Annotated in this window: 20 protein-coding genes and 3 pseudogenes; 9 read left to right on the top strand and 14 right to left on the bottom strand. The window is 67.1% G+C overall.

Annotated elements, in window-relative coordinates; all coding sequences use genetic code 11:
- Nucleotides 1-226: 226 nt before the first annotated feature.
- The 11 genes from AB7U92_RS05905 to AB7U92_RS05955 form a co-directional block, all read right to left on the bottom strand.
- Nucleotides 227-490: a hypothetical protein gene (locus AB7U92_RS05905; protein WP_428575258.1), complete on the bottom strand. Its 264-nt coding sequence runs from the start codon at nt 488-490 to the stop codon at nt 227-229.
- A gap of 26 nt (nt 491-516) precedes the next feature.
- The gene (locus AB7U92_RS05910; protein ID WP_428575259.1) at nt 517-984 is read right to left on the bottom strand and encodes a hypothetical protein; all 468 of its coding nucleotides are present in this window, start codon (nt 982-984) and stop codon (nt 517-519) included.
- A 59-nt stretch (nt 985-1,043) separates the two neighbouring features.
- On the bottom strand, nt 1,044-2,489 hold the full coding sequence (locus AB7U92_RS05915; protein ID WP_428575260.1) for a UvrD-helicase domain-containing protein: 1,446 nt from the start codon (nt 2,487-2,489) through the stop codon (nt 1,044-1,046).
- An 18-nt stretch (nt 2,490-2,507) separates the two neighbouring features.
- Nucleotides 2,508-2,810: a hypothetical protein gene (locus tag AB7U92_RS05920; protein ID WP_428575261.1), complete on the bottom strand. Its 303-nt coding sequence runs from the start codon at nt 2,808-2,810 to the stop codon at nt 2,508-2,510.
- Nucleotides 2,811-2,984: 174 nt separating this feature from the next.
- A complete protein-coding gene (locus AB7U92_RS05925) occupies nt 2,985-3,791 on the bottom strand; it encodes a PRTRC system ThiF family protein (RefSeq protein WP_428575262.1) in 807 nt (268 codons plus the stop codon).
- 211 nt (nt 3,792-4,002) lie between these two features.
- On the bottom strand, nt 4,003-4,629 hold the full coding sequence (locus AB7U92_RS05930) for a PRTRC system protein A (protein WP_428575263.1): 627 nt from the start codon (nt 4,627-4,629) through the stop codon (nt 4,003-4,005).
- Complete coding sequence (locus AB7U92_RS05935; protein ID WP_428575264.1) at nt 4,619-5,374, bottom strand: PRTRC system protein B; 756 nt, start codon at nt 5,372-5,374, stop codon at nt 4,619-4,621. The genes AB7U92_RS05930 and AB7U92_RS05935 overlap by 11 nt, the downstream gene beginning before the upstream one ends.
- A gap of 21 nt (nt 5,375-5,395) precedes the next feature.
- Entirely contained in the window at nt 5,396-6,394 is a 999-nt protein-coding gene (locus AB7U92_RS05940; protein WP_428575265.1) for a PRTRC system protein F, read from the bottom strand.
- Nucleotides 6,395-6,616: 222 nt separating this feature from the next.
- Entirely contained in the window at nt 6,617-6,823 is a 207-nt protein-coding gene (locus tag AB7U92_RS05945) for a PRTRC system protein C (protein ID WP_054018129.1), read from the bottom strand.
- A gap of 12 nt (nt 6,824-6,835) precedes the next feature.
- A complete protein-coding gene (locus AB7U92_RS05950) occupies nt 6,836-7,324 on the bottom strand; it encodes a PRTRC system protein E (RefSeq protein ID WP_428575266.1) in 489 nt (162 codons plus the stop codon).
- Between the two features lie 72 nt (nt 7,325-7,396).
- Nucleotides 7,397-9,220 (bottom strand): PRTRC system ParB family protein, encoded by a 1,824-nt coding sequence (locus AB7U92_RS05955; protein ID WP_428575267.1) that lies wholly within the window; start codon nt 9,218-9,220, stop codon nt 7,397-7,399.
- A gap of 587 nt (nt 9,221-9,807) precedes the next feature.
- Between AB7U92_RS05955 and AB7U92_RS05960 the strand changes: the two genes are divergently transcribed.
- From AB7U92_RS05960 to AB7U92_RS05985, 6 genes are all read left to right on the top strand, one after another.
- The gene (locus AB7U92_RS05960) at nt 9,808-10,005 is read left to right on the top strand and encodes a hypothetical protein (protein WP_428575268.1); all 198 of its coding nucleotides are present in this window, start codon (nt 9,808-9,810) and stop codon (nt 10,003-10,005) included.
- Between the two features lie 91 nt (nt 10,006-10,096).
- Complete coding sequence (locus AB7U92_RS05965) at nt 10,097-10,687, top strand: JAB domain-containing protein (protein WP_428575269.1); 591 nt, start codon at nt 10,097-10,099, stop codon at nt 10,685-10,687.
- Complete coding sequence (locus tag AB7U92_RS05970) at nt 10,684-10,881, top strand: hypothetical protein (RefSeq protein WP_428575270.1); 198 nt, start codon at nt 10,684-10,686, stop codon at nt 10,879-10,881. Before AB7U92_RS05965 ends, AB7U92_RS05970 begins: the two co-directional genes overlap by 4 nt.
- Nucleotides 10,882-10,959: 78 nt before the next feature.
- Complete coding sequence (locus tag AB7U92_RS05975) at nt 10,960-11,415, top strand: hypothetical protein (protein WP_428575271.1); 456 nt, start codon at nt 10,960-10,962, stop codon at nt 11,413-11,415.
- Between the two features lie 100 nt (nt 11,416-11,515).
- Nucleotides 11,516-12,178: a hypothetical protein gene (locus tag AB7U92_RS05980; RefSeq protein WP_428575272.1), complete on the top strand. Its 663-nt coding sequence runs from the start codon at nt 11,516-11,518 to the stop codon at nt 12,176-12,178.
- Nucleotide 12,179: 1 nt separating this feature from the next.
- Nucleotides 12,180-12,713, top strand: a complete 534-nt coding sequence (locus tag AB7U92_RS05985) for a hypothetical protein (RefSeq protein ID WP_428575273.1) — start codon at nt 12,180-12,182, stop codon at nt 12,711-12,713.
- Between the two features lie 266 nt (nt 12,714-12,979).
- On the opposite strand, the pseudogene AB7U92_RS05990 reads toward AB7U92_RS05985, so the two are convergent.
- Nucleotides 12,980-13,225: pseudogene (locus tag AB7U92_RS05990) on the bottom strand (LysR substrate-binding domain-containing protein); the annotation flags it as partial.
- Between the two features lie 67 nt (nt 13,226-13,292).
- Between AB7U92_RS05990 and AB7U92_RS05995 the strand changes: the two are divergent.
- Nucleotides 13,293-14,252: an IS5 family transposase gene (locus AB7U92_RS05995; protein WP_428575274.1), complete on the top strand. Its 960-nt coding sequence runs from the start codon at nt 13,293-13,295 to the stop codon at nt 14,250-14,252.
- Between the two features lie 156 nt (nt 14,253-14,408).
- Here the strand turns inward: AB7U92_RS05995 and AB7U92_RS06000 are convergent.
- A pseudogene (locus AB7U92_RS06000) lies at nt 14,409-15,065 on the bottom strand (LysR family transcriptional regulator ArgP); the annotation flags it as partial.
- Between the two features lie 75 nt (nt 15,066-15,140).
- Between AB7U92_RS06000 and AB7U92_RS06005 the strand changes: the two are divergent.
- Together AB7U92_RS06005 and AB7U92_RS06010 are read left to right on the top strand one after the other, a co-directional pair.
- Nucleotides 15,141-15,788: a LysE/ArgO family amino acid transporter gene (locus tag AB7U92_RS06005; protein WP_428575275.1), complete on the top strand. Its 648-nt coding sequence runs from the start codon at nt 15,141-15,143 to the stop codon at nt 15,786-15,788.
- A gap of 10 nt (nt 15,789-15,798) precedes the next feature.
- Nucleotides 15,799-16,455, top strand: coding sequence for an FMN-binding negative transcriptional regulator (locus AB7U92_RS06010; RefSeq protein ID WP_428575276.1), 657 nt, complete (start codon nt 15,799-15,801; stop codon nt 16,453-16,455).
- Between the two features lie 147 nt (nt 16,456-16,602).
- On the opposite strand, the pseudogene AB7U92_RS06015 reads toward AB7U92_RS06010, so the two are convergent.
- Nucleotides 16,603-16,872, bottom strand: a pseudogene (locus AB7U92_RS06015) (SMC family ATPase); the annotation flags it as partial.
- Nucleotides 16,873-16,993: the final 121 nt, after the last annotated feature.

Genomic DNA, 16,993 nt, shown 5'->3' on the forward strand with positions numbered 1-16,993 from the left:
GGCCGTGTAGCACCATGCCACATCGAGCGTCTCGGTACTTCGCAGCCCCTTGTCCCGCAGTTCGATCACACCGCCAACCACGGTCACGATCACCGCGCGCGGGCCCTTGTCTCGCACCACCGCGCTGGTCTCGCGCGTCACGGGCCGCAGCGACTTGGTCACCATGGTGCACCCGCAGTCGTCTTGAGGATTCCGGCGTTCAACATCGTGTTCTCCTTGCCTGTGGTCAGGATCGCATCGCGTGCTGCGCCTTCAAGCCCTGCCCGCCGGACGGCATCCTTCGCAGATCTGCCGCGAGGTACGCATCCGGCATGTCATCCGCATTGGCCTCCAGATGCCCGGGGCAACACCGGTCCCGGGCTGCGAGCTGCGCGAGCACGGGCAGCAGCATTCCCAGCGCGCTGGACAGTGGCTGTGCGTCGTGCTCGGCGAGCCAGCCGCATCCTTCGACCGCCGGCAGGATGGAGCCGCCTTGCCGCGACCAGCGCACGCACGTCCCGCACTGACCTTGCCGGCTCATCCCTCGACCCCCGCCCACTCGCCCTTGCCCACCGCCTCGGCCCGCTGAAGCATCGCGTGCCCCATCGCGCCGGTCGCCGCAATGAACGCTTCGCGACTGCGATGCCGAACACCGCGATCCGCGCCGCATAGCGGTCGATGCGACAGGCCGCATCCATCACCAAGACCGCACACGAGATCGAACGCCCCCGATCCGTCCAGCTCGACGATCTGCGTGTCAGCCAACGCGATGCCGAAGCCGCCGATCAGGTAGCGATGTGCGGCCGGCGCCAGCTGGTCGACGGCGTTGGTCACGCTGGCACCCGGGTTGCGGCCCCAGCGCTCCATGTCCACCAGCAGCAGCCTCGCCAGACCGGCCCGCTCGAGCACACCGGCCACCGCCAGCACACCGTCCTGCTGTCGAACGGGTGGCACATTGGGACTGGCGCAGAACAGGCGGAGGTGGCGGATCAGTGCTTGCGACATCGACGGTCCTTCGGGGTCTCGAAGACCATCATCCGAGCCACGCAAGACGCTTCAAGGGATCAACGCGGGCGCAGGCGCCGATAGCTCAGCCACTCGTCGAACGACTCGCACAGCCGAACAGACGCCTTCGCGCGGGTCAGAGCGACGTACAGCAGATTCACGTCCGCCTGATCCACCTCGTCGGCCGTCAGCTCCCTGCCGTCCTCGAAGAACCGCATGAAATCGTCGGCCAGCCAGACCTGGTCGAACTCCAAGCCCTTCGACTTGTGCGCTGTCGAGAAGAACACGCCGTCGAATTCGCTCCAGGCGGCCTTGTCGAGCGCCACGTGCCGGGACCTGATCTGCTCCACCAGTGCCGGCACGCGCCCGCCGTAGTCCTCGACCACGCGCACCAGGTGCCTGAGCTCAGGGTCAGCGGCATCCTCTGCGAGTTGCTGTAGGTCCTCGAAGCTGCCGAAGCTGCGCAGGTAAGGATCACGGACCAGTCCGCCGCTGCCGGCCCACAGGTGGTAGGCGTCGAGCAGCTTCTCCATTCGGTACCCCTCTGGCCCGCCCACGAAGTGGTAGCGCCGATTGCTCGACAGGAACGAGATGGCTTCCTCGAACACGACCGCGTTCGTCCGGGCCAGCACCGCGAAGGCGCGCTTCGTGTCCACCGACAAGCGAGTAGGCGCCCGACCGGCCCCGACGAGGTGCAGCGTGTTGTCGAGCTTGAAGTGGTCCAGCAGTGCGTTCGCCATCTGCGCGAGACCCTCCCCGAAGCGGAAGCTGCGCGTGAGCTGCAGCCGCTGATCGGCCTCGTGAACCCTCAGGGCATTGGCCGACCCGCGGAAGGCGAAGATCTGCTGCGCCGAGTCCCCCACGAGCACCAGCCCGCCGCCCTGGCGCCGGACGATGTCGTAGGTGCACAGGTTGAGGTCCTGGGCCTCGTCCACGGCCACCAGATCCTGGCCTCGCAACGTCGGCTCGTCCATCTGGAAGAGCTTCAGGTACCCGTCATGGGGCAGGCGAAGCTCGCCACCATCGGTCCGGCACATCCGTCCCCAGGTCGCCCTGGCAACCTCGACAACGGTTCCCGGATCAGCCAGGCGCTCGGCGATGTCGGCCGGCACGTGCGAGGCATCGATCTGCGCGTCCAGCGTGCCGCACCAGTTCTGGATGGCCTGCAAGGCAGCGGTGGCCACCAACGGCCCGCACCGGAACGTCCGCGCCACCGAAGACGCGTAGGTCTTGCCCACTCGCTGCGACGCCTCGCTGCCGAAGAGCTCGACCGCCTTGCGCCAAGCGATGGAGTGGGTGGTGCGGCACGTGACGTTCGGCGGCATGCGCTCCGCCGCCTCCAGTTGGATCGATTTGTTGAAGGCGAGATAGAGAATGCGTCTGCGCGGACGCGCACCGGCGTACAGGCCGAGCGTTGTCGTCTTTGCCGCTCCCGCCCCCGCCTCAACGACCAGCGACCGAGCATCGCTGTCGACGATGCGATGCTGTTGCTCGGTCGGCTGCATCGGCGTTTCAGCCGCTCGCTACCAAGCGGTCCGCCTGCTCACGAACAGCGTCCGCATGCGGCCTTGGTCCGCCTGGTCCCAGGCACGGAACGACCACGCGCACACGGCGATATTGGTCGCATACATCCCGATGCTCCACCACAGACCAACCCGCACGCTCAACCCGATGAGCACGATGTTGGCGACGATCCAGGTCGCGAAGCCTGCCCGGCGCTTGCGGGCCACCTGGACCTGCCCGAGCAGCGTGAGGATCCAGCCGAGCACCTGGAGTGCGCTGACCAACTGACCTTCCACCATGACGATCCCTTTCGTCGATTGCATGGGTTCATTCTTGGCCGGCGCTCGACGCCTTCAAGGGCTGGCCAGCGGAGCCTGAGGGCCTGAACACGATCGAGCCGACACTGCCTTGTCATGCTGCCGGGTTCGCGTCGTTCGCGCCAACCGAAAGGCGGTACGCAGCACCCCCGTTTTGCGGCCGCCGCAGCGCCTGGCGAGCTACTCCGCCTGAAGGCCGCGGGGCTTGCGTCGTCGAATGCCGAAGCGCTTCCACACCGCCGGGTTCACGTCGATGGGGCCTGAGCGCTTGGACGACAGGTTGACCAGCACACCGTGCTGCCTGATCGGCCCCTGGAACAACTCGTAGAGCAACTGCGATGCCCACCGCACCGCCATGTCGTTGACGAACAGACCTTGGGACTGCAACGAGATCCGCACCGAACAGGACGGTGCGTCGTCCTCCTGCTGCTCCTCGAGCAGTTGAGGGAACAGCTCGGTGACACAAGGTAGCCGTCCCCACTCCTGCAGTTCGGGCAGCGGATAGGGCTTGGGCTGACCCAGCACCACCTGTGCCCCGCTCTCGGTGTTGCCGAGGTCGAGCCAGTAGGTGGCACGCGATCCGCGTTGGAACAGGTTCCTGTGCAGGTCACGCCGAGAGCGCGCCGAGTCCACGCAGCTGATGACGATGCTCGGACCGCCTCCGTGGTCAATGGCGAGCGATGCGCCGTAGTGCCGCGGCACGGCGTCCCAGTCGAGGCCGAAATACTGGTTCAGCCGGTGGATCGTCACCACCGCCTTGTGCAGCCCCACGTCGACCGGGCTGTAGATCTGCCGCCCGACGTTGGATTCGCTCACCCGGTCGCCATCGAACGCCGTGACATGCAGGCCGTAGGGGTGGCCGAGCGCCCGCATCGCGATGTCCAAGCGGGCCAGGCAGTTGGCCATCTGCGCACCGTTACCCCCGACGCCCACCAGGTGGACCTTCACCCGCTGGCTCAGCAGGCTTCGCCCGATGCAGTGTTCCATGTCGAATCCGATCCTCTCTCGAAGATGATCGTGGACTAGGCGTCCGCTTCAACCCCGGCGCGCGCGCCATCGGCAAGCGCGTCGGTGGTGGCCGCTCAGCGACGGGCCGCAGTGCACAATGAGGAGCGCATTCGATCCGCCTTGCTTGTCCTCCCTGGGCAAGGCCTGATGCGTCTTCGGCGCCTCGGCGTTCAGCGTCGAGGCGCCTCTTCTATGCCGGCAGTGCGCCGTCCGGCTCGACGGCCCACGGATGAGGCAATTCCCGGAACAGGCCATTCAGCGCGAGCCGGAACCTCGCGGTGGGTCGCTCGCGGTCCAGGTTGCCGAAGACACCGCAGACCCGCACGCCCTGGTCATCCCGATCGTCTTCGTCCGACCAGAACGCGCCCAGCCGGCCATGTGAGTGAAGGTCGATTGCGACAAGCTCGTCTGCGGCCAACTCTTCGATCCGGTATCTCACGTGACCGGGCCCGACCTCGATGGCCTCATGCATGGCGAGGCGCAAAGCACCGCTGCGCGCGTCGTAGACCAGCGCGCCCGCCGCCTCGTTGGGCATCGTCCTGCGCGCGGCGGCGATGAACCGCTCCAGCAGTCCCAAGGAAATGACGCCGAAGGCGAACGTGATGGCCTCGGCCGCCGACCCGTACGGCAGGTGCATGCCGACCTCCGCGACCCGTGTCGTGCAATCGAGCCAGGGCGTCTTCATCTGCACGAACAGGCCGTTTCGGGCGAGCAGCATGCGCTGCCCGCTCGCGTGCGGCTCCAGCGCGCCGAACCGGGGCACGGCGACCACCGGGCAACTGACCCTGATGGCCACGTCGCGCGGGTCAGCCGTCATGCTTGGCTCCGCGGGACTGCAAGGCCTCGCCCAGGGTGCGGTCGAGGTCGACCAGCGTCCGCTCCGGAAACACGACATGCTTGCCGTCGAGCATGTCACGCCAGAACCGGTAGGCCCCGCCACGGTAGCGTACGAGGTTGCTGTGCACGTTGGGATGCGTGAACCAGCTGTCGAAGAACGCGCTGGTCCATTCGTCGAGCTTCTCGGCCGTCGCGCGCTCCGGCAGGTCCACGTTGCCCACGCAAATCTGGCCGCTCTCCCAGACGTTGAAGTACGGCGCACGGAACAACCTCGTGCTGTCCTTCGGCCGCGCCGCCCCCTTGATCGCCCAGACAAACCACTTGCGCGCGGTCGTCACGCAGAACACCAGACCTGGATGGCTGACGACCTCGGAGCGTTCGCCGGCGATGAGTTGGTCTTCGGGGCACCGGAACCAGATTCGTCGCATGCCCGGCGGCACCCACCAAGCGATCGCAGCCGAATCCTGGAAGATCAACCTGTCCGGGATGAACCCGCCGTCCTGCCGCTTCATCAAGCTGCGGGCCAAGCGCAACACCGCGAACGCCGTCATCGGACGTCCGGGCAAGATCGTCGCGCCTCCGCCTTCGTTCGCGGCGATGTCGTGCACGGTCGCGAAACTTCCACCGCCCTTGCTCGCGTAGACCAGGATCGCCCGCCGCAGTTGCATTTCAGCGGGGCCTTCCTCGGTCACGCTGAACTTCGCGTCTTGTTGAGGTTGGGTCATCGGAACTCCTTGCTCTCACGGTCACTTTGCGGACCAGTCTCCCTCGCAGAGTTGCCAGATCAAGCCGTCCAGCGCACGTGTCGCCCGGCACCACGGCCGCATGGCGTCGAACCAGTGGGCGAATGTCTCGTGATCCTCGACAGCGATCGTGAGTTCGCCGCAGGTTTCGAAGTAGTCGCCGCTCTCACTGACCATCTGCTCGTAGTCATCCAGCACACGACCGGTCAGTTCGTCCTCGCGGCCCCAGGCCAGGACGCCCGAGAAGCCGACGAAGCGCCCCTCGCGGAAGGACCAGTCGTAGGTGGGCAACTCCACGCCAAGCACGCTCATCAGGCTCTCGATCACGTTGGCGACGCGGTGATCTGATTCGGACTCGGCAATGCGCTGCAAGGTTCGTCGGCCGACTGGCCTCGACCGACCCCCGAGCGCCCAGCCCGGGAACGTGCTGTCGAACATCGCCCGCGTCACCATGTTGTCGCGCATGGCCTTACGCTCGTCGGCGTCATCGCCGCAGGCCTCTTCCAGAGCCATGTCCTCGTCGGACTCGCCGTACCAGTAGACATCGCTGGCGCACTCCATGACGATGGCGGGCGTGTAGATCGGCAACGTGCGAAACGCCTGCCGCTCCAGCACATGCAGCACCGTGCGGCCGAGCCTGGGCTGATGGCGCTCCAGGAACTCCAGTGCCGGCCCCACCCAGCGCACGCCGAAGGACTCGCCGCCCCACTCGATCGTGCACGACGGCCCCACAGCGTGCCCGGCATCGCTGCCGGCCTCACGCAGGTTCATCGCGAAGTACGGCCGGAGCATGCGCAGCGCACCGAGTTCACGGCGGACCCAACCCTCCAGCACGGTCTGGCAATTCCGGAGGTGATCTGGCCCCGGCCGCGCCGGCATCAAGGCAGCATCGACGATGCCGGTGCGCAGCAGGGTCCGGGCCAGCAGCGCCCCACGACGGCGGGACGCCTGTGGCACCAGGGCGCAGGGGATGCAGGGGTCAACGACGGGCAGCTGAAACATGGCTAGAACAGTGGCGGAAGGAGCGCGCCGCGTACCACCATGCGGTCCTGTCGATCCCCGTGGGGCTGGCCGCGCACGTCTTCGGCGAACTGGTGGACGATGCTGCTCACGAAAGCCAGTTTCGCCTCGCCCATTGCGGCTTCAAGGGCTCCGGCCTCGCCAACTCCAGGCTGCGCGAGGAACCGGTCCAGCCGCGCGGCATAGCGCGCGACCGGATCGTCCTCAGCCCTTGGTGCCGACCGCGCGCTTGAAGGCGATTTCCTGGACGCCACGAACGACCTCACCGACCTGGGCCTCGGCCGTCAGCAGTTCGGGGTACTGCGCGGCGTAGACCTCCTTGACCTGTTCGACGCTCATGCCGGGAATGTCCGGCAGCGTCATTCCGTTGTACTTGAAGCAACGGGCGAGAGCGGCAACGACGATGGACATGGTTGCCTCCCTTCACGCACCGAAGAGGTCAGGCACGCCCGGTCCGGCAGAGGAAGCCGAGGCCGGCACGACCGCGGCTGGCGCTGCGGGCGCATCGTCGGCGTCGTCCCCACCATCTTCGTCGTCTGCGTCGTCGTCGCCGGCCGCTGCCTTGGGCGCTGTGCCGCGCTGCGCGGGCTTGGTGCCGGCCTTCGTCACGGCATCGGCGCCCTTCTTGACCGCCACGGCCTTCGCCGCCTCGATCACTTCGTTGGTCGCGGCCACCTGCTCGTCCAGGCTGGCGCGATGGGTCGCGTAGCTGAGCACGGCCTGCACGAAGCCGGCATCCAGTTCGTCGGGGACAGCCGTGAGCTTGAGCGGCATCGCCAGCGCGGGGACGTCCTTGCCGCCCTCCGAGTGCTTCGGCACCACCACCACGGTCATGAGGCCGCTGGCCTCGTCGGCCGACAGCAGCAGGCTGAACGCGCCCTGTGCTGCCAGCGGGAAGAGTTCCTTGAACATCGCTTGAATCTCCTTGTTCGAGAGGGATGACCCTCGGATTGATCCTATGGGTCACCCATCGTTTGTCGAGGCTCACGCCGCCTGCGCGGGCTCTGCCTCTTCTCGGCGTTCCGCGGGCGCATCGGCAGCCGCGCTCGACTCGCGGGCCGGCTCCGCGCGCTCGGCGTGTTTGAACTTGCGCCGGGGGTAGCGCATCGCCTTGGGCACCGCGCCCTTGTAGGTGAAGCCCTCGACCGCCAGCAGCGCCTGGATGAACTCGCTTCGCTTGCTGGCCTTGGCCTTCGCGTAGCGCTCGCCCATCGCCTTCTTCAGGCCGACTTCTTCCGCAAGCGACTCCAGTTCGCTCACCGTCAGCAGTGCCAGGTAGGCCTCGTTGAGCGTGAAGTGCCGCGCCTCGTCGACTTCGAGGTAGTTCAGCAGTGCCTCGAGGCCTTCGGTGTCGATGCCGTAGGCTACGGACGCCGTGACCGCCTTGACAAGCGCCTCCAGCGCGCCTGCGTCCACCGCGTCGGCCTGCTCCAGCATCTTGCGCAGGGGAGCGTCACCCAGATTCGGCTTCTTGATGCCGGCCAGCTTCACCGCCACGTCTGCATACCGATCCGCATGGATGGCTCGCGTTTCTCGGGCCAGCACCAGGGCCGTCAGTGCGCGGTGGTTGCGCTCGCCCTGCACCATCAGCTGGTTCGCCACCGTCTTGCGCCAGAACTCGATGCGGTGCGCCACCACCTTGCCCGGCACGGTGTTGCGCGGCTTGGCACTCTCGGCGGGCGAGGCCGCTGGCGTGGCGCCCTTGGCCTTTCCGTCGCCAGCCCCGACCGCGTCCCTCGCCGGCGCGGTCGGCTTGCTCGCTGCCCGCTCGGCCTTGCGCCGCGCGGCCACCTTGGTGCTGTTGCACACAGCATCGAAGCACAGCGACTCGGCGACCTCGCCGTAGTGGCCGGGGATGGCCGACACGCTGCACCCGAAGTTCGCGCAGCCCTTGCAGGCCTCCATCTGCTCTGCGCCCACGCCCAGGGGGCCATCCGCCGCCACTGCGAGGGGCACGAAGCCGTCTTCCGGCTTGATGAACCGGATCACCTGGAAGCGTTCACGCAGCGGCTCGGCTCGCGCCTGCAACGCCGCCATCGTGAGTTCGTCGTAGTGGGTCGGGTGCTGGCAGTAGCCCTCACCGATGGAGGCGTCGAACAGGGCGGCCTGCTGCGCCGAGTTGTGCGGACAGCCCAGGCACTGTGCCGTGTCGAAGATGGCCTCGGACAGCCGCTTGGCGTACTGGCCGAGTTGCTTCTTCAACACCTCGATCGGCACCTTGTGCTGCAGGATGCCGGCAAGCACCTTGACCTGGCGCTCCTGCGGCAGGCCGGCCAGCAGTTCCGCGTGTCCGATGCTGATGTGCGGGTGACGCTCGATGACGGCCTTCTGGACCTCCGGCGCGCAGTTCAGCAGCAGCAGCCGGTTGTCCAGTTCGCGCAGCTTCCAGCCGAGCTGGTTGGCGGTCTTCTCCTTGTCGCCGGCGTTGAACCGCAGCAGATCGGCGGCACCCTTGGCTTCCTCGATGGCGCTCGGGTTGTCGCGCCCCTTGTTCTCGATGATGCCGAGCGCCCGCGCCTCGGCATCGCTCAGGTCCTCGATGGTGACCGGCATGTCGTAGGTGTCGCCGTACTGCTCGCCGGCGACCATCCAGCGGCGATGGCCGTAGACGATCTCCCACACCCCGTCCCGGCTGGGATGCGGTCGCACCATGATCGGGCTCTTGATGCCGCCGGCCGCCTTCACCTGCTCGCGCAGGTCGGCAAGGGCCTTCGCGTCGTAGTGCTCCCGGTAGTTCTGGCCCGGCACGATCTGCCGCACCTGGAGGGTGGGCTGCACCGGCCGGTCCAGCGTCGTTGCGTCGTTCATTGGGACTCCTTCTGTCTGAGTGCGCTTCCTTCGAAGCGTGAAGCCATGTTCCCGCGGCATCGGCGTCGCTCAAGGGTGCGCCCCCAGGCTCTGCGCTCGACCGGCTTGCGCCTGCGTCTCCGCACGCGGGCGCCGGCCGGGACCTCGCCGCGTCGGATGCCAAATCGAGCCCGGCCGCCTGTCGGTCGCTCTACCTCGGCCCCCTTCGATCCGTCTTCGATGCCGTTCGCGGCGGGCCGAGCCGGTCCGATGCAGGCATGTTTTCGCGCGCGGCCCGCACTTCAAGGTCGAAAGCTTCCCAATGAACCTGCGCCGCTGAAATCGAGCCGTTGCAGGCCACTCGCGCGATGGCCATACTGTTCGCACCTTGTCCGGCCATGGGCCGGTCCTCATCGCGAGGAGGTGCCCGTCGCGCAAGCGATGGCGTTTGCGGTCGTGACCCGCACAAGAATCCCGTGCGCTGCCTTCGGGCAGTGCCATCCACCCCAACCGGGCAACAGCCCGGTGGCTGGTGCCCTCACCCAACGGAGCGCACCATGTCATCCACTCAGGCCCTCCCTGCGGAGGCTCCCTGGATCCCTCCCGGTGTGATTCGCCTCGTCCGGCTCAAGCGCGAAGGCGCCTTGGGTCGCGGTGACCTGGTGGCCACGCGCCGCCTCGGAACCTGCGAGGTCGTCTCGATCGCGTCCCCGCACTCGCTCACGGTGCGCGCGCTGGACAACCAGACCCACTACCGCATCAGCGGCATCGACTTCGGCACGGGCGCCCGCCTGCGCGAAGTCTGACCACGCACGCGGCCCAGGCCGCATTCAACCCACGGGGGATCACTGTCCCTCGGGGGACCGGTGTTCCCTCTTCCATCAAGAGGTCCACACCATGAATCTCACCCTCCTGGATCGCGATCAACTCGAAGCGATCCTGCTGAATCCGTCCAGCGAAGCGGCACAGCCGCTCGTCTGCTCCGACAACGCAGTCGTGGCCTACCTCCCGGTGCCCGCCACCGCGCGCGACGGGCGACTACGGCACGTGCTCGCCGCGGCTCACGAACTGCTCACGCGGATCGCCGCCGAGGCGATCAGGGGTCGCTCGCTGATCGACTCGCCCATGGTCATGAAGGACTTCCTGCGGGTGTACTTCGCCGGCGCGGAGCGCGAGACCTTCGTCGTGGTCTTCCTCGACGCGAGCCATCGCGTCATCGAGGTCGAGGAACTGTTCGCCGGCACGCTGACGCAGACCTCGGTCTATCCGCGGGAAGTGGTCAAGCGCGCGCTGCACTTCAACGCCGCGGCCGTGTGCCTGAGCCACGTGCATCCGTCGTCGCAGACGGAGCCGAGCCGGGCCGACGAGGCGCTCACCAGCGCGCTGCGCCAGGCGCTGTCGCTGATCGACGTGCGGGTCATCGACCACATCATCGTCGCAGCCAACGGCAGTTCTCTGACCTCGATGGCGGAGCGTGGACTGCTGTGACCGAGCTCACCGACAGCGTGGGCGACCACTGGGTTCCTGCCTGCGGCGGCACCGAGCGGCCGACGAGAACGCGCACAGGTCGGACGCTGCTCTTCATGTGGAACACCACCCAGGGCGAGCACGCGTACTACGACTGCGAGCGCGACATCTTCCTCACCGATGACGAGGCCCGCGCGGCGTTCGCCCTCGACTGAGGGTGCGGCCGGCCCGGCCCACACCCCATCCACTTCACACGGCGCGCCGCAATGGCGCGCCGCCTTCGGAGCATCTTCATGCAATTCATCGAAATCGGCCCGGTCCCGGGCGAGGAGAACTGCGCCCAGGTGGGCAGTCCCGACTACACCGAGGCCTCGTTGCGCGAGTGCGAGGTCTTCCGGCGCATGCTGTATCGGCTGTTCCCTGTCCCGGAGGGCCTGCCGGTGGCCTACGTCGGCCGCACCCATCCGCACGACTTCGGCAATTACCGCGAGGTCTCGATCCGGTACGACGACGCCAACAACGAGGCGGTCGAGTTCGCCTACGAGGTCGAGCGCTCGGCGCCGGCTTCGTGGGACTCGATCGCCCGGTACGAACTCGCCTGGTACGAGCGCAAGAGGGCATACGACGCGGCGGTGCGAGAGCAGCGCCTGCAACCCGACGAGGTGCCGCCGCAATTCGGCACCCTGACGCCGCCCAGCCTGCCGCCGAACGCCAGCTTCGCCGAGATGCTGGCGAGCCATCCGCTGTGAAGCGACCCACGGCTGGCCGCTGAGCCGGCCGGTCAACCATCCCTGAGAGGGCGCTCGCCGCACGCGGCAGCGCCCTCTTCTCTTCTTCAAGGAGAACCAGATGAATCCCCACACCACTCCGGCCGTCGACGAAGTCGGCCGGCTGGTCATCCACTTGCCCGACGACGCCACCTTCTACGGTGCTCGGTCCTACCTGCCGATCGCACTGGATCTGGTGGCGGGCGTGAAGACGCCGTCGTTGTTGCGTCCCGACCTGCAGGGCGTCAACTACATGGCTCAGTACGAGGTGTTCTCTGCGCTTTGCAGCGACCGCGCCCAACGCACGGTCGATCAGACACTCCTGGTCGGAGGCCAACCGACGAAGCCCGAGCGCTACCTCGGGCTCTGGCGCGACGCCATCGCAGCCTCGGTCTCAGCGGAGTCCGCTCAGGAGGAGCATGGCATCCGGGTCGTCGCAGTTCTGCAGGCACCGCTGGCTGCCATGGCCAGCGCGAAGTCCTCGTGGACCTGTTGCCCGTTCGGGACCTTCGCCGCCTTTCAGGCCAAGTACGCCAAGCAGATGGACCTGGCGGGCGATGGTGCCTTCACCCTTGAGCTCGACCTGGCCAGGCCAGGTGCGGCTCGTGACGCCTACTACGGCGCATCAATGATCTGCACCGTGCTCAGGCGTGAGCCCGCGGCTTGGCGCGCCTGCATCGAGCTGCGCAAGACCACCACCGGTCGGCCCGGGCAGGCCTCGTTGTTCGCAAGCGCGGAGACCTGACATGTCCTACCGCATCGAATACCAATGGGCCAGTTGGAGGCTGACCGCTGGTCCAGACACGGGCGGCGTCGACCGCTTCGTCGTTGCGATCGAAGGGGGCGACAGCAACCTCCGCGATGCCGTGACGGGCAAGCGCGCCAGGAGTTGGGAGGTCTGCATGCTCGGCAGCGCGGAGCAGGTGCTCAAGCAGGCCGTCTACTTCGCCGGCGCCTGCGAGGGTGGCTCCCTAAAGCCGGGCTCGCGAGACTGCTCACCGGAGGCGTACGTCCGGCGGATTCGCCGCCTCATCGAAGACGGCGCGCAGCCGGCGTCCGGCTCCTGGTACCCGTGCATTCGCGTAGCGGAGGCGCACCCGCTCGCGGTACACGCGACGCAGTTGGAACTCACGATCGAGCGCGAGCAGCAGTATGGCGATTGGTTCGCGCGGATAGCGCTCTCCAACGAGCGGCGCAACCTCATCTTCGACTTCGCCGACAGGTTCCCCGACCTGCGCGGCTGGCAACTGGCAGCCGTCGGCGGTCTGCCGGCGAGCTGAGTCCGATTCCCTCGCCCCTGAGCTGTAGCTCAGGGGCCTCTCTTGAGCCCCAAGCCATGGGGGATCCAGAGAGGCCCTCCTGGCGCGTTGCAGAAGCCGTGCACCTATGCACTCCGCGTCAGGCGCCGAGACCCGCTGTCCACGAACGACCAGACACCCGTGCCGCCGAGGCGGCCGGCCGTGCACGACCCATTCCTGCCTCTGGGACCGATGAAGACCGGCCCATCGGCTCGATGCTCGGCGTTTGCATCCGGGTGTGATTCACGTCATGGGCACCGCAGTGCCCTGGCCGCTGCAGCAACCAACTCGCGGCTCAACCCTTCAATCAACGATGAGGCCACGCGCGCATGCTGCCAGTACAGCGGCACGTCCAGCGGCGTTCGAGGCACCAGTTCGACCAGTGAGCCGTCGCTGAGTTGAGAGGCGATCAACTCCCGCGGATGCAGACCCCACCCCATGCCAGCCAAGGCCGCTGCGACAAAGGCATGGGGAGATGGCACGGCATGCCTAGGGAAGGTCTGCATAACTCCGGGCCGATCCGCGTAGCGTGATCGCTCGGCACAGGCGACGATCATGGTCATGAAGCAACTCGGACTCGGCCTGAACCTGTCGACCAAGAGGACGCGCAAGCGCGAGTTCCTCGACGAGATGGAGCGCGTTGTGCCGTGGGCGGCGCTGGTTCAGGTGGTGGAGCCGTACTACCCCAAGGCCAAGACAGGCCGTCCGCCGTTCGGCATCGAAACGATGCTGCGCATCCACTACCTGCAGCAGTGGTTCGCGCTGTCGGACCCTGCGATGGAAGAGGCGCTGCACGACATGCCGGTGTTTCGCGAGTTCGCCAGGCTTGGCGATGGTGTGAGCCGGCTGCCCGACGAGACCACCATCCTGCGGTTCCGTCACCTGCTGGAGAAGCATGATCTGGCCACCGACATGCTGCGGGTGGTCAACGACATCCTGCAGGCCAAGGGTCTGATGATGAAGAAGGGCACCGTGGTGGACGCTACGCTGATCGCCGCGCCCAGTTCGACCAAGAACGCCGAGGGTGAACGCGACCCAGAGATGAAGCAGGCCAAGAAGGGCAACCAGTGGTACTTCGGCATGAAGGCTCACATCGGCGTCGATGCTGACTCCGGCCTGGTGCACAGCGTGGTGGGAACGGCCGCCAGCGTCAACGACGTGACCCAGGCTGGCGCACTGCTGCATGGCGAGGAAGAAGCGGCCTTCGGCGACGCCGGCTACCAGGGCGTGCACAAACGGCCCGAGGCCGCAGGACCTGCCTGGCACGTCGCGATGCGGCCAGGACTGCGACGTAAGCTCAATCCGTTCATAGAACCACAGTTCATCGCCGAGCAGATCGAGCGTGCCAAGGCGAGCGTCAGGGCCAAGGTCGAGCACCCGTTCCGCGTGCTCAAGCGGCAGTTCGGCTACACCAAGGTGCGCTATCGCGGTCTCGCGAAGAACACGGCGCAGATCGTCACGCTGTTCGCGCTGGGCAACCTGTGGATGGCGCGGCGGCGATTGATGGGAGCAACGGGATGAGTGCGTCCGCGGCGGCCGTTTGGGCACTGTGGCGCGCGCCGAGCGCGTCGCACGGGCTACAAAGCTGCGCTGATCGCACGCATGATGGGCTTCCCAGCGCCACCACGGCATCAGTTCACCTCAAGCAGCACTTCGCAGCGCGTTGTGCAGACCTTCCCTAGGAAGTTCTACGTCCCGGTGGCACAGGCGCCGCACCCAGCGTGCCTGCAGATCGTCCTTCGTGTTGAAGACCAGACTGGGCGCCTGAGCCAGGCTCCCTGCACCGACACCGCCGCGGAAGTAGCGCGCCACGTATTCCGGGCTCGCAGCCGCGACATAGCGCATGGCACCCAGCGGCCGACTGTTGAAGCCCGCCGGGGGCCGTGCTGTTCCGGTGACGGCCGCCAGCACCGCGCCGCTGCGCAGCCACGCGGCGGTGTGATCCTGGTCATCCACAAACAGCTCAACCAGCACGGGAGCATCGGCCGCGTAGACGGCGACCGCTGGTGCGAACCAGGTGGCCAGGCTGTCCGCGTTGACGGCGATCGGCAGCGCGACGCGGGTGAGCCCCTCCGGAGCCAGCGCCGGCAGCGCGCTCTGCAGTTCCTGTTCGAGAAGCCGCACGCGGTCGACGTGCTGGCATAAGCGCCGGCCCGTATCGGTGGCTCGGCACGGTTGACCGCGAATCACCAGGGCAGAGCCCAGCCGCTCCTCCAGCGAACGGATGCGCTGAGACACCGCCGATGGCGTGACAAACAGCGCCTGCGCCGCGCGCTCGAAGCTACCTTCCCGGATGACGGCGGCCAGGGCGGAGAGCGCCGCGTAGTCGAGCATGGTTTAGTTCGCCTTCATCGCGATTAGTGAGTTTAGTTTGTCTTCATCTGCCGAGACGAGCAAGCTTGCGACGCCATGAACTCTGCAACGACTTCAGCTTTCGCCTTCCCGGTGTTCGTTCAAGGCTTGGCCTTGAGCTTCGGGCTCATTGTCGCGATCGGCGCGCAGAACGCATTTGTTCTGCGCCAGGGGCTGCGCCGCGAGCATGTGGGCGCCGTGGTCCTGTTCTGCGCGGCGGCGGATGCGGTGCTCATCGCCGCCGGTGTCATGGGCATGGCGCAGGCGCTTGGGCGTAGCCCCGGCCTGGCGCGCGCCTTGGCTCTGGCGGGCGCCGCGTTCCTCGCGGTCTACGGCTGGCGGGCGATGCGGCGGGCGATGCATGTCCACCGGCTGGATCCTTCGGCGGCCGGCTCGTCGCTGTCGCTCGGCGCTGCGGCGGCGCAGGCCGCAGCGTTCACGCTGCTCAATCCGCATGTCTATCTGGACACTGTGCTGCTGGTGGGCAGCATCGGCGCGCAGCAACCGGCTGCACTTCAAGGCTGGTTCATCGCGGGAGCCGCCGGAGCCAGCCTGGTCTGGTTTTCCTTGCTCGGTTTCGGCGCCCGTTGGCTGGCACCCTGGTTCGCTCGGCCGAAGGCTTGGCAGGTGCTCGACGGCCTGATCGGTGCCACCATGTTCGTGCTGTCAGCGCTGCTGGTGCGGCACGCATTCATTGGCATGTGAAGGACTACGGATGTATGTCAACCCACGGCACAGACTGACCGACCGCGACACTATGTTTGCGCTGATGGCGTCCCACCCGCTCGGTGCCTGGGTCTGTCATGGCGACCACGGCCTCGTCGCCAACCATGTGCCCTTCCTCCTCGACCGTAGTCGCGGCCCCTTCGGCACATTGATCGGCCATGTGTCGCGCGCCAACAAGGTCTGGCGCGACCTCGGGCCGGCCAGCTCTTCTGTGGTCATGTTTCAGGGACCCCAGGCCTACATCACTCCAGGCTGGTACCCGGGAAAGTCGGAACACGGCAAGGTCGTGCCGACCTGGAACTACGTGGTGGCCCACGCCCACGGGGTCGCACGCGCGATCGAGGATCGTGAGTGGCTGTTCGACATGCTTCGCCGTCTCACCCAGGTCCATGAGGCTCCTCAGGCGGCGCCCTGGTCGGTATCCGATGCGCCAGCCTCGTTCATGGACAAGATGATGCGTGCCATCGTGGGCATTGAGATTCCGATCGATCGCCTAGAAGGAAAGCTCAAGGCCAGCCAGGACGAAGCGATGTCCGACCGAGTCGGCACGGTGCGCGGACTGGGTGACCAGGCCTGCGATGCGGCTCGCGCCATGGCTGCACTTGTTCAGGAAGCGATCGACGCGGAAGTCGCAGGCAGCCTCTGACGCCCGCGCTCCGCCCGATGACACCGAGTCGAGCGGCAGATCTCGGCGTCGAGGACCAATGTCGCCTGATGGCCGTCCAGCGCCGACCGATGAGACCAAGCGAAAGGCAGCTTCGCTGCGACCACGCGACGTTCGCAGGGTACGCAGTCAAGCAACCGCCTCCGCACCCTGCGCGGTCATGCCTTCCAGGTCGATGATGCGATCGGCCATTTCAGTCAGCTCCGGGGTCTGGCTCACGAAGAACTCACAGGCGTACCCGCCAAGGCGCAGCACCTCGCGTTTCATGGCCATGAACATGCGCTTGTGCTCCGGGTCCAGCGGCCCGTCCGCCTCGTCGCTGAACAGCGTGCCGATCCGGCGCCCGGTGATGCCAGACAAGTAGAGCGCGATCGCTCTGGTCAGGCACTCGTTGATCCACTATGCCGAGAACCCGGATATGCCGAGTTCGCGATCCGGCCGGCGTCCCCGCCCCTGCAACTGCGCCGCAGGTACCTGCGAAGCGATGCGGCATAACACGTCGGTATTCGGGACGATCGGC

It is taken from the genome of Piscinibacter sp., assembly GCF_050175855.1.
Taxonomy (GTDB): domain Bacteria; phylum Pseudomonadota; class Gammaproteobacteria; order Burkholderiales; family Burkholderiaceae_C; genus Piscinibacter.

Bases quoted from the DNA above. Each gene is read 5' to 3' on its own strand.
- AB7U92_RS05935 (WP_428575264.1), bottom strand. From the start codon at position 5,374: ATGACCCAACCTCAACAAGACGCGAAGTTCAGCGTGACCGAGGAAGGC.
- AB7U92_RS06010 (WP_428575276.1), top strand. From the start codon at position 15,799: ATGTATGTCAACCCACGGCACAGACTGACCGACCGCGACACTATGTTT.
- AB7U92_RS05915 (WP_428575260.1), bottom strand. From the start codon at position 2,489: ATGCAGCCGACCGAGCAACAGCATCGCATCGTCGACAGCGATGCTCGG.
- AB7U92_RS05910 (WP_428575259.1), bottom strand. From the start codon at position 984: ATGTCGCAAGCACTGATCCGCCACCTCCGCCTGTTCTGCGCCAGTCCC.
- AB7U92_RS05955 (WP_428575267.1), bottom strand. From the start codon at position 9,220: ATGAACGACGCAACGACGCTGGACCGGCCGGTGCAGCCCACCCTCCAG.
- AB7U92_RS05945 (WP_054018129.1), bottom strand. From the start codon at position 6,823: ATGTCCATCGTCGTTGCCGCTCTCGCCCGTTGCTTCAAGTACAACGGA.
- AB7U92_RS05920 (WP_428575261.1), bottom strand. From the start codon at position 2,810: ATGCAATCGACGAAAGGGATCGTCATGGTGGAAGGTCAGTTGGTCAGC.
- AB7U92_RS06005 (WP_428575275.1), top strand. From the start codon at position 15,141: ATGAACTCTGCAACGACTTCAGCTTTCGCCTTCCCGGTGTTCGTTCAA.
- AB7U92_RS05975 (WP_428575271.1), top strand. From the start codon at position 10,960: ATGCAATTCATCGAAATCGGCCCGGTCCCGGGCGAGGAGAACTGCGCC.
- AB7U92_RS05950 (WP_428575266.1), bottom strand. From the start codon at position 7,324: ATGTTCAAGGAACTCTTCCCGCTGGCAGCACAGGGCGCGTTCAGCCTG.
- AB7U92_RS05925 (WP_428575262.1), bottom strand. From the start codon at position 3,791: ATGGAACACTGCATCGGGCGAAGCCTGCTGAGCCAGCGGGTGAAGGTC.
- AB7U92_RS05995 (WP_428575274.1), top strand. From the start codon at position 13,293: ATGAAGCAACTCGGACTCGGCCTGAACCTGTCGACCAAGAGGACGCGC.
- AB7U92_RS05985 (WP_428575273.1), top strand. From the start codon at position 12,180: ATGTCCTACCGCATCGAATACCAATGGGCCAGTTGGAGGCTGACCGCT.
- AB7U92_RS05940 (WP_428575265.1), bottom strand. From the start codon at position 6,394: ATGTTTCAGCTGCCCGTCGTTGACCCCTGCATCCCCTGCGCCCTGGTG.
- AB7U92_RS05930 (WP_428575263.1), bottom strand. From the start codon at position 4,629: ATGACGGCTGACCCGCGCGACGTGGCCATCAGGGTCAGTTGCCCGGTG.
- AB7U92_RS05965 (WP_428575269.1), top strand. From the start codon at position 10,097: ATGAATCTCACCCTCCTGGATCGCGATCAACTCGAAGCGATCCTGCTG.
- AB7U92_RS05980 (WP_428575272.1), top strand. From the start codon at position 11,516: ATGAATCCCCACACCACTCCGGCCGTCGACGAAGTCGGCCGGCTGGTC.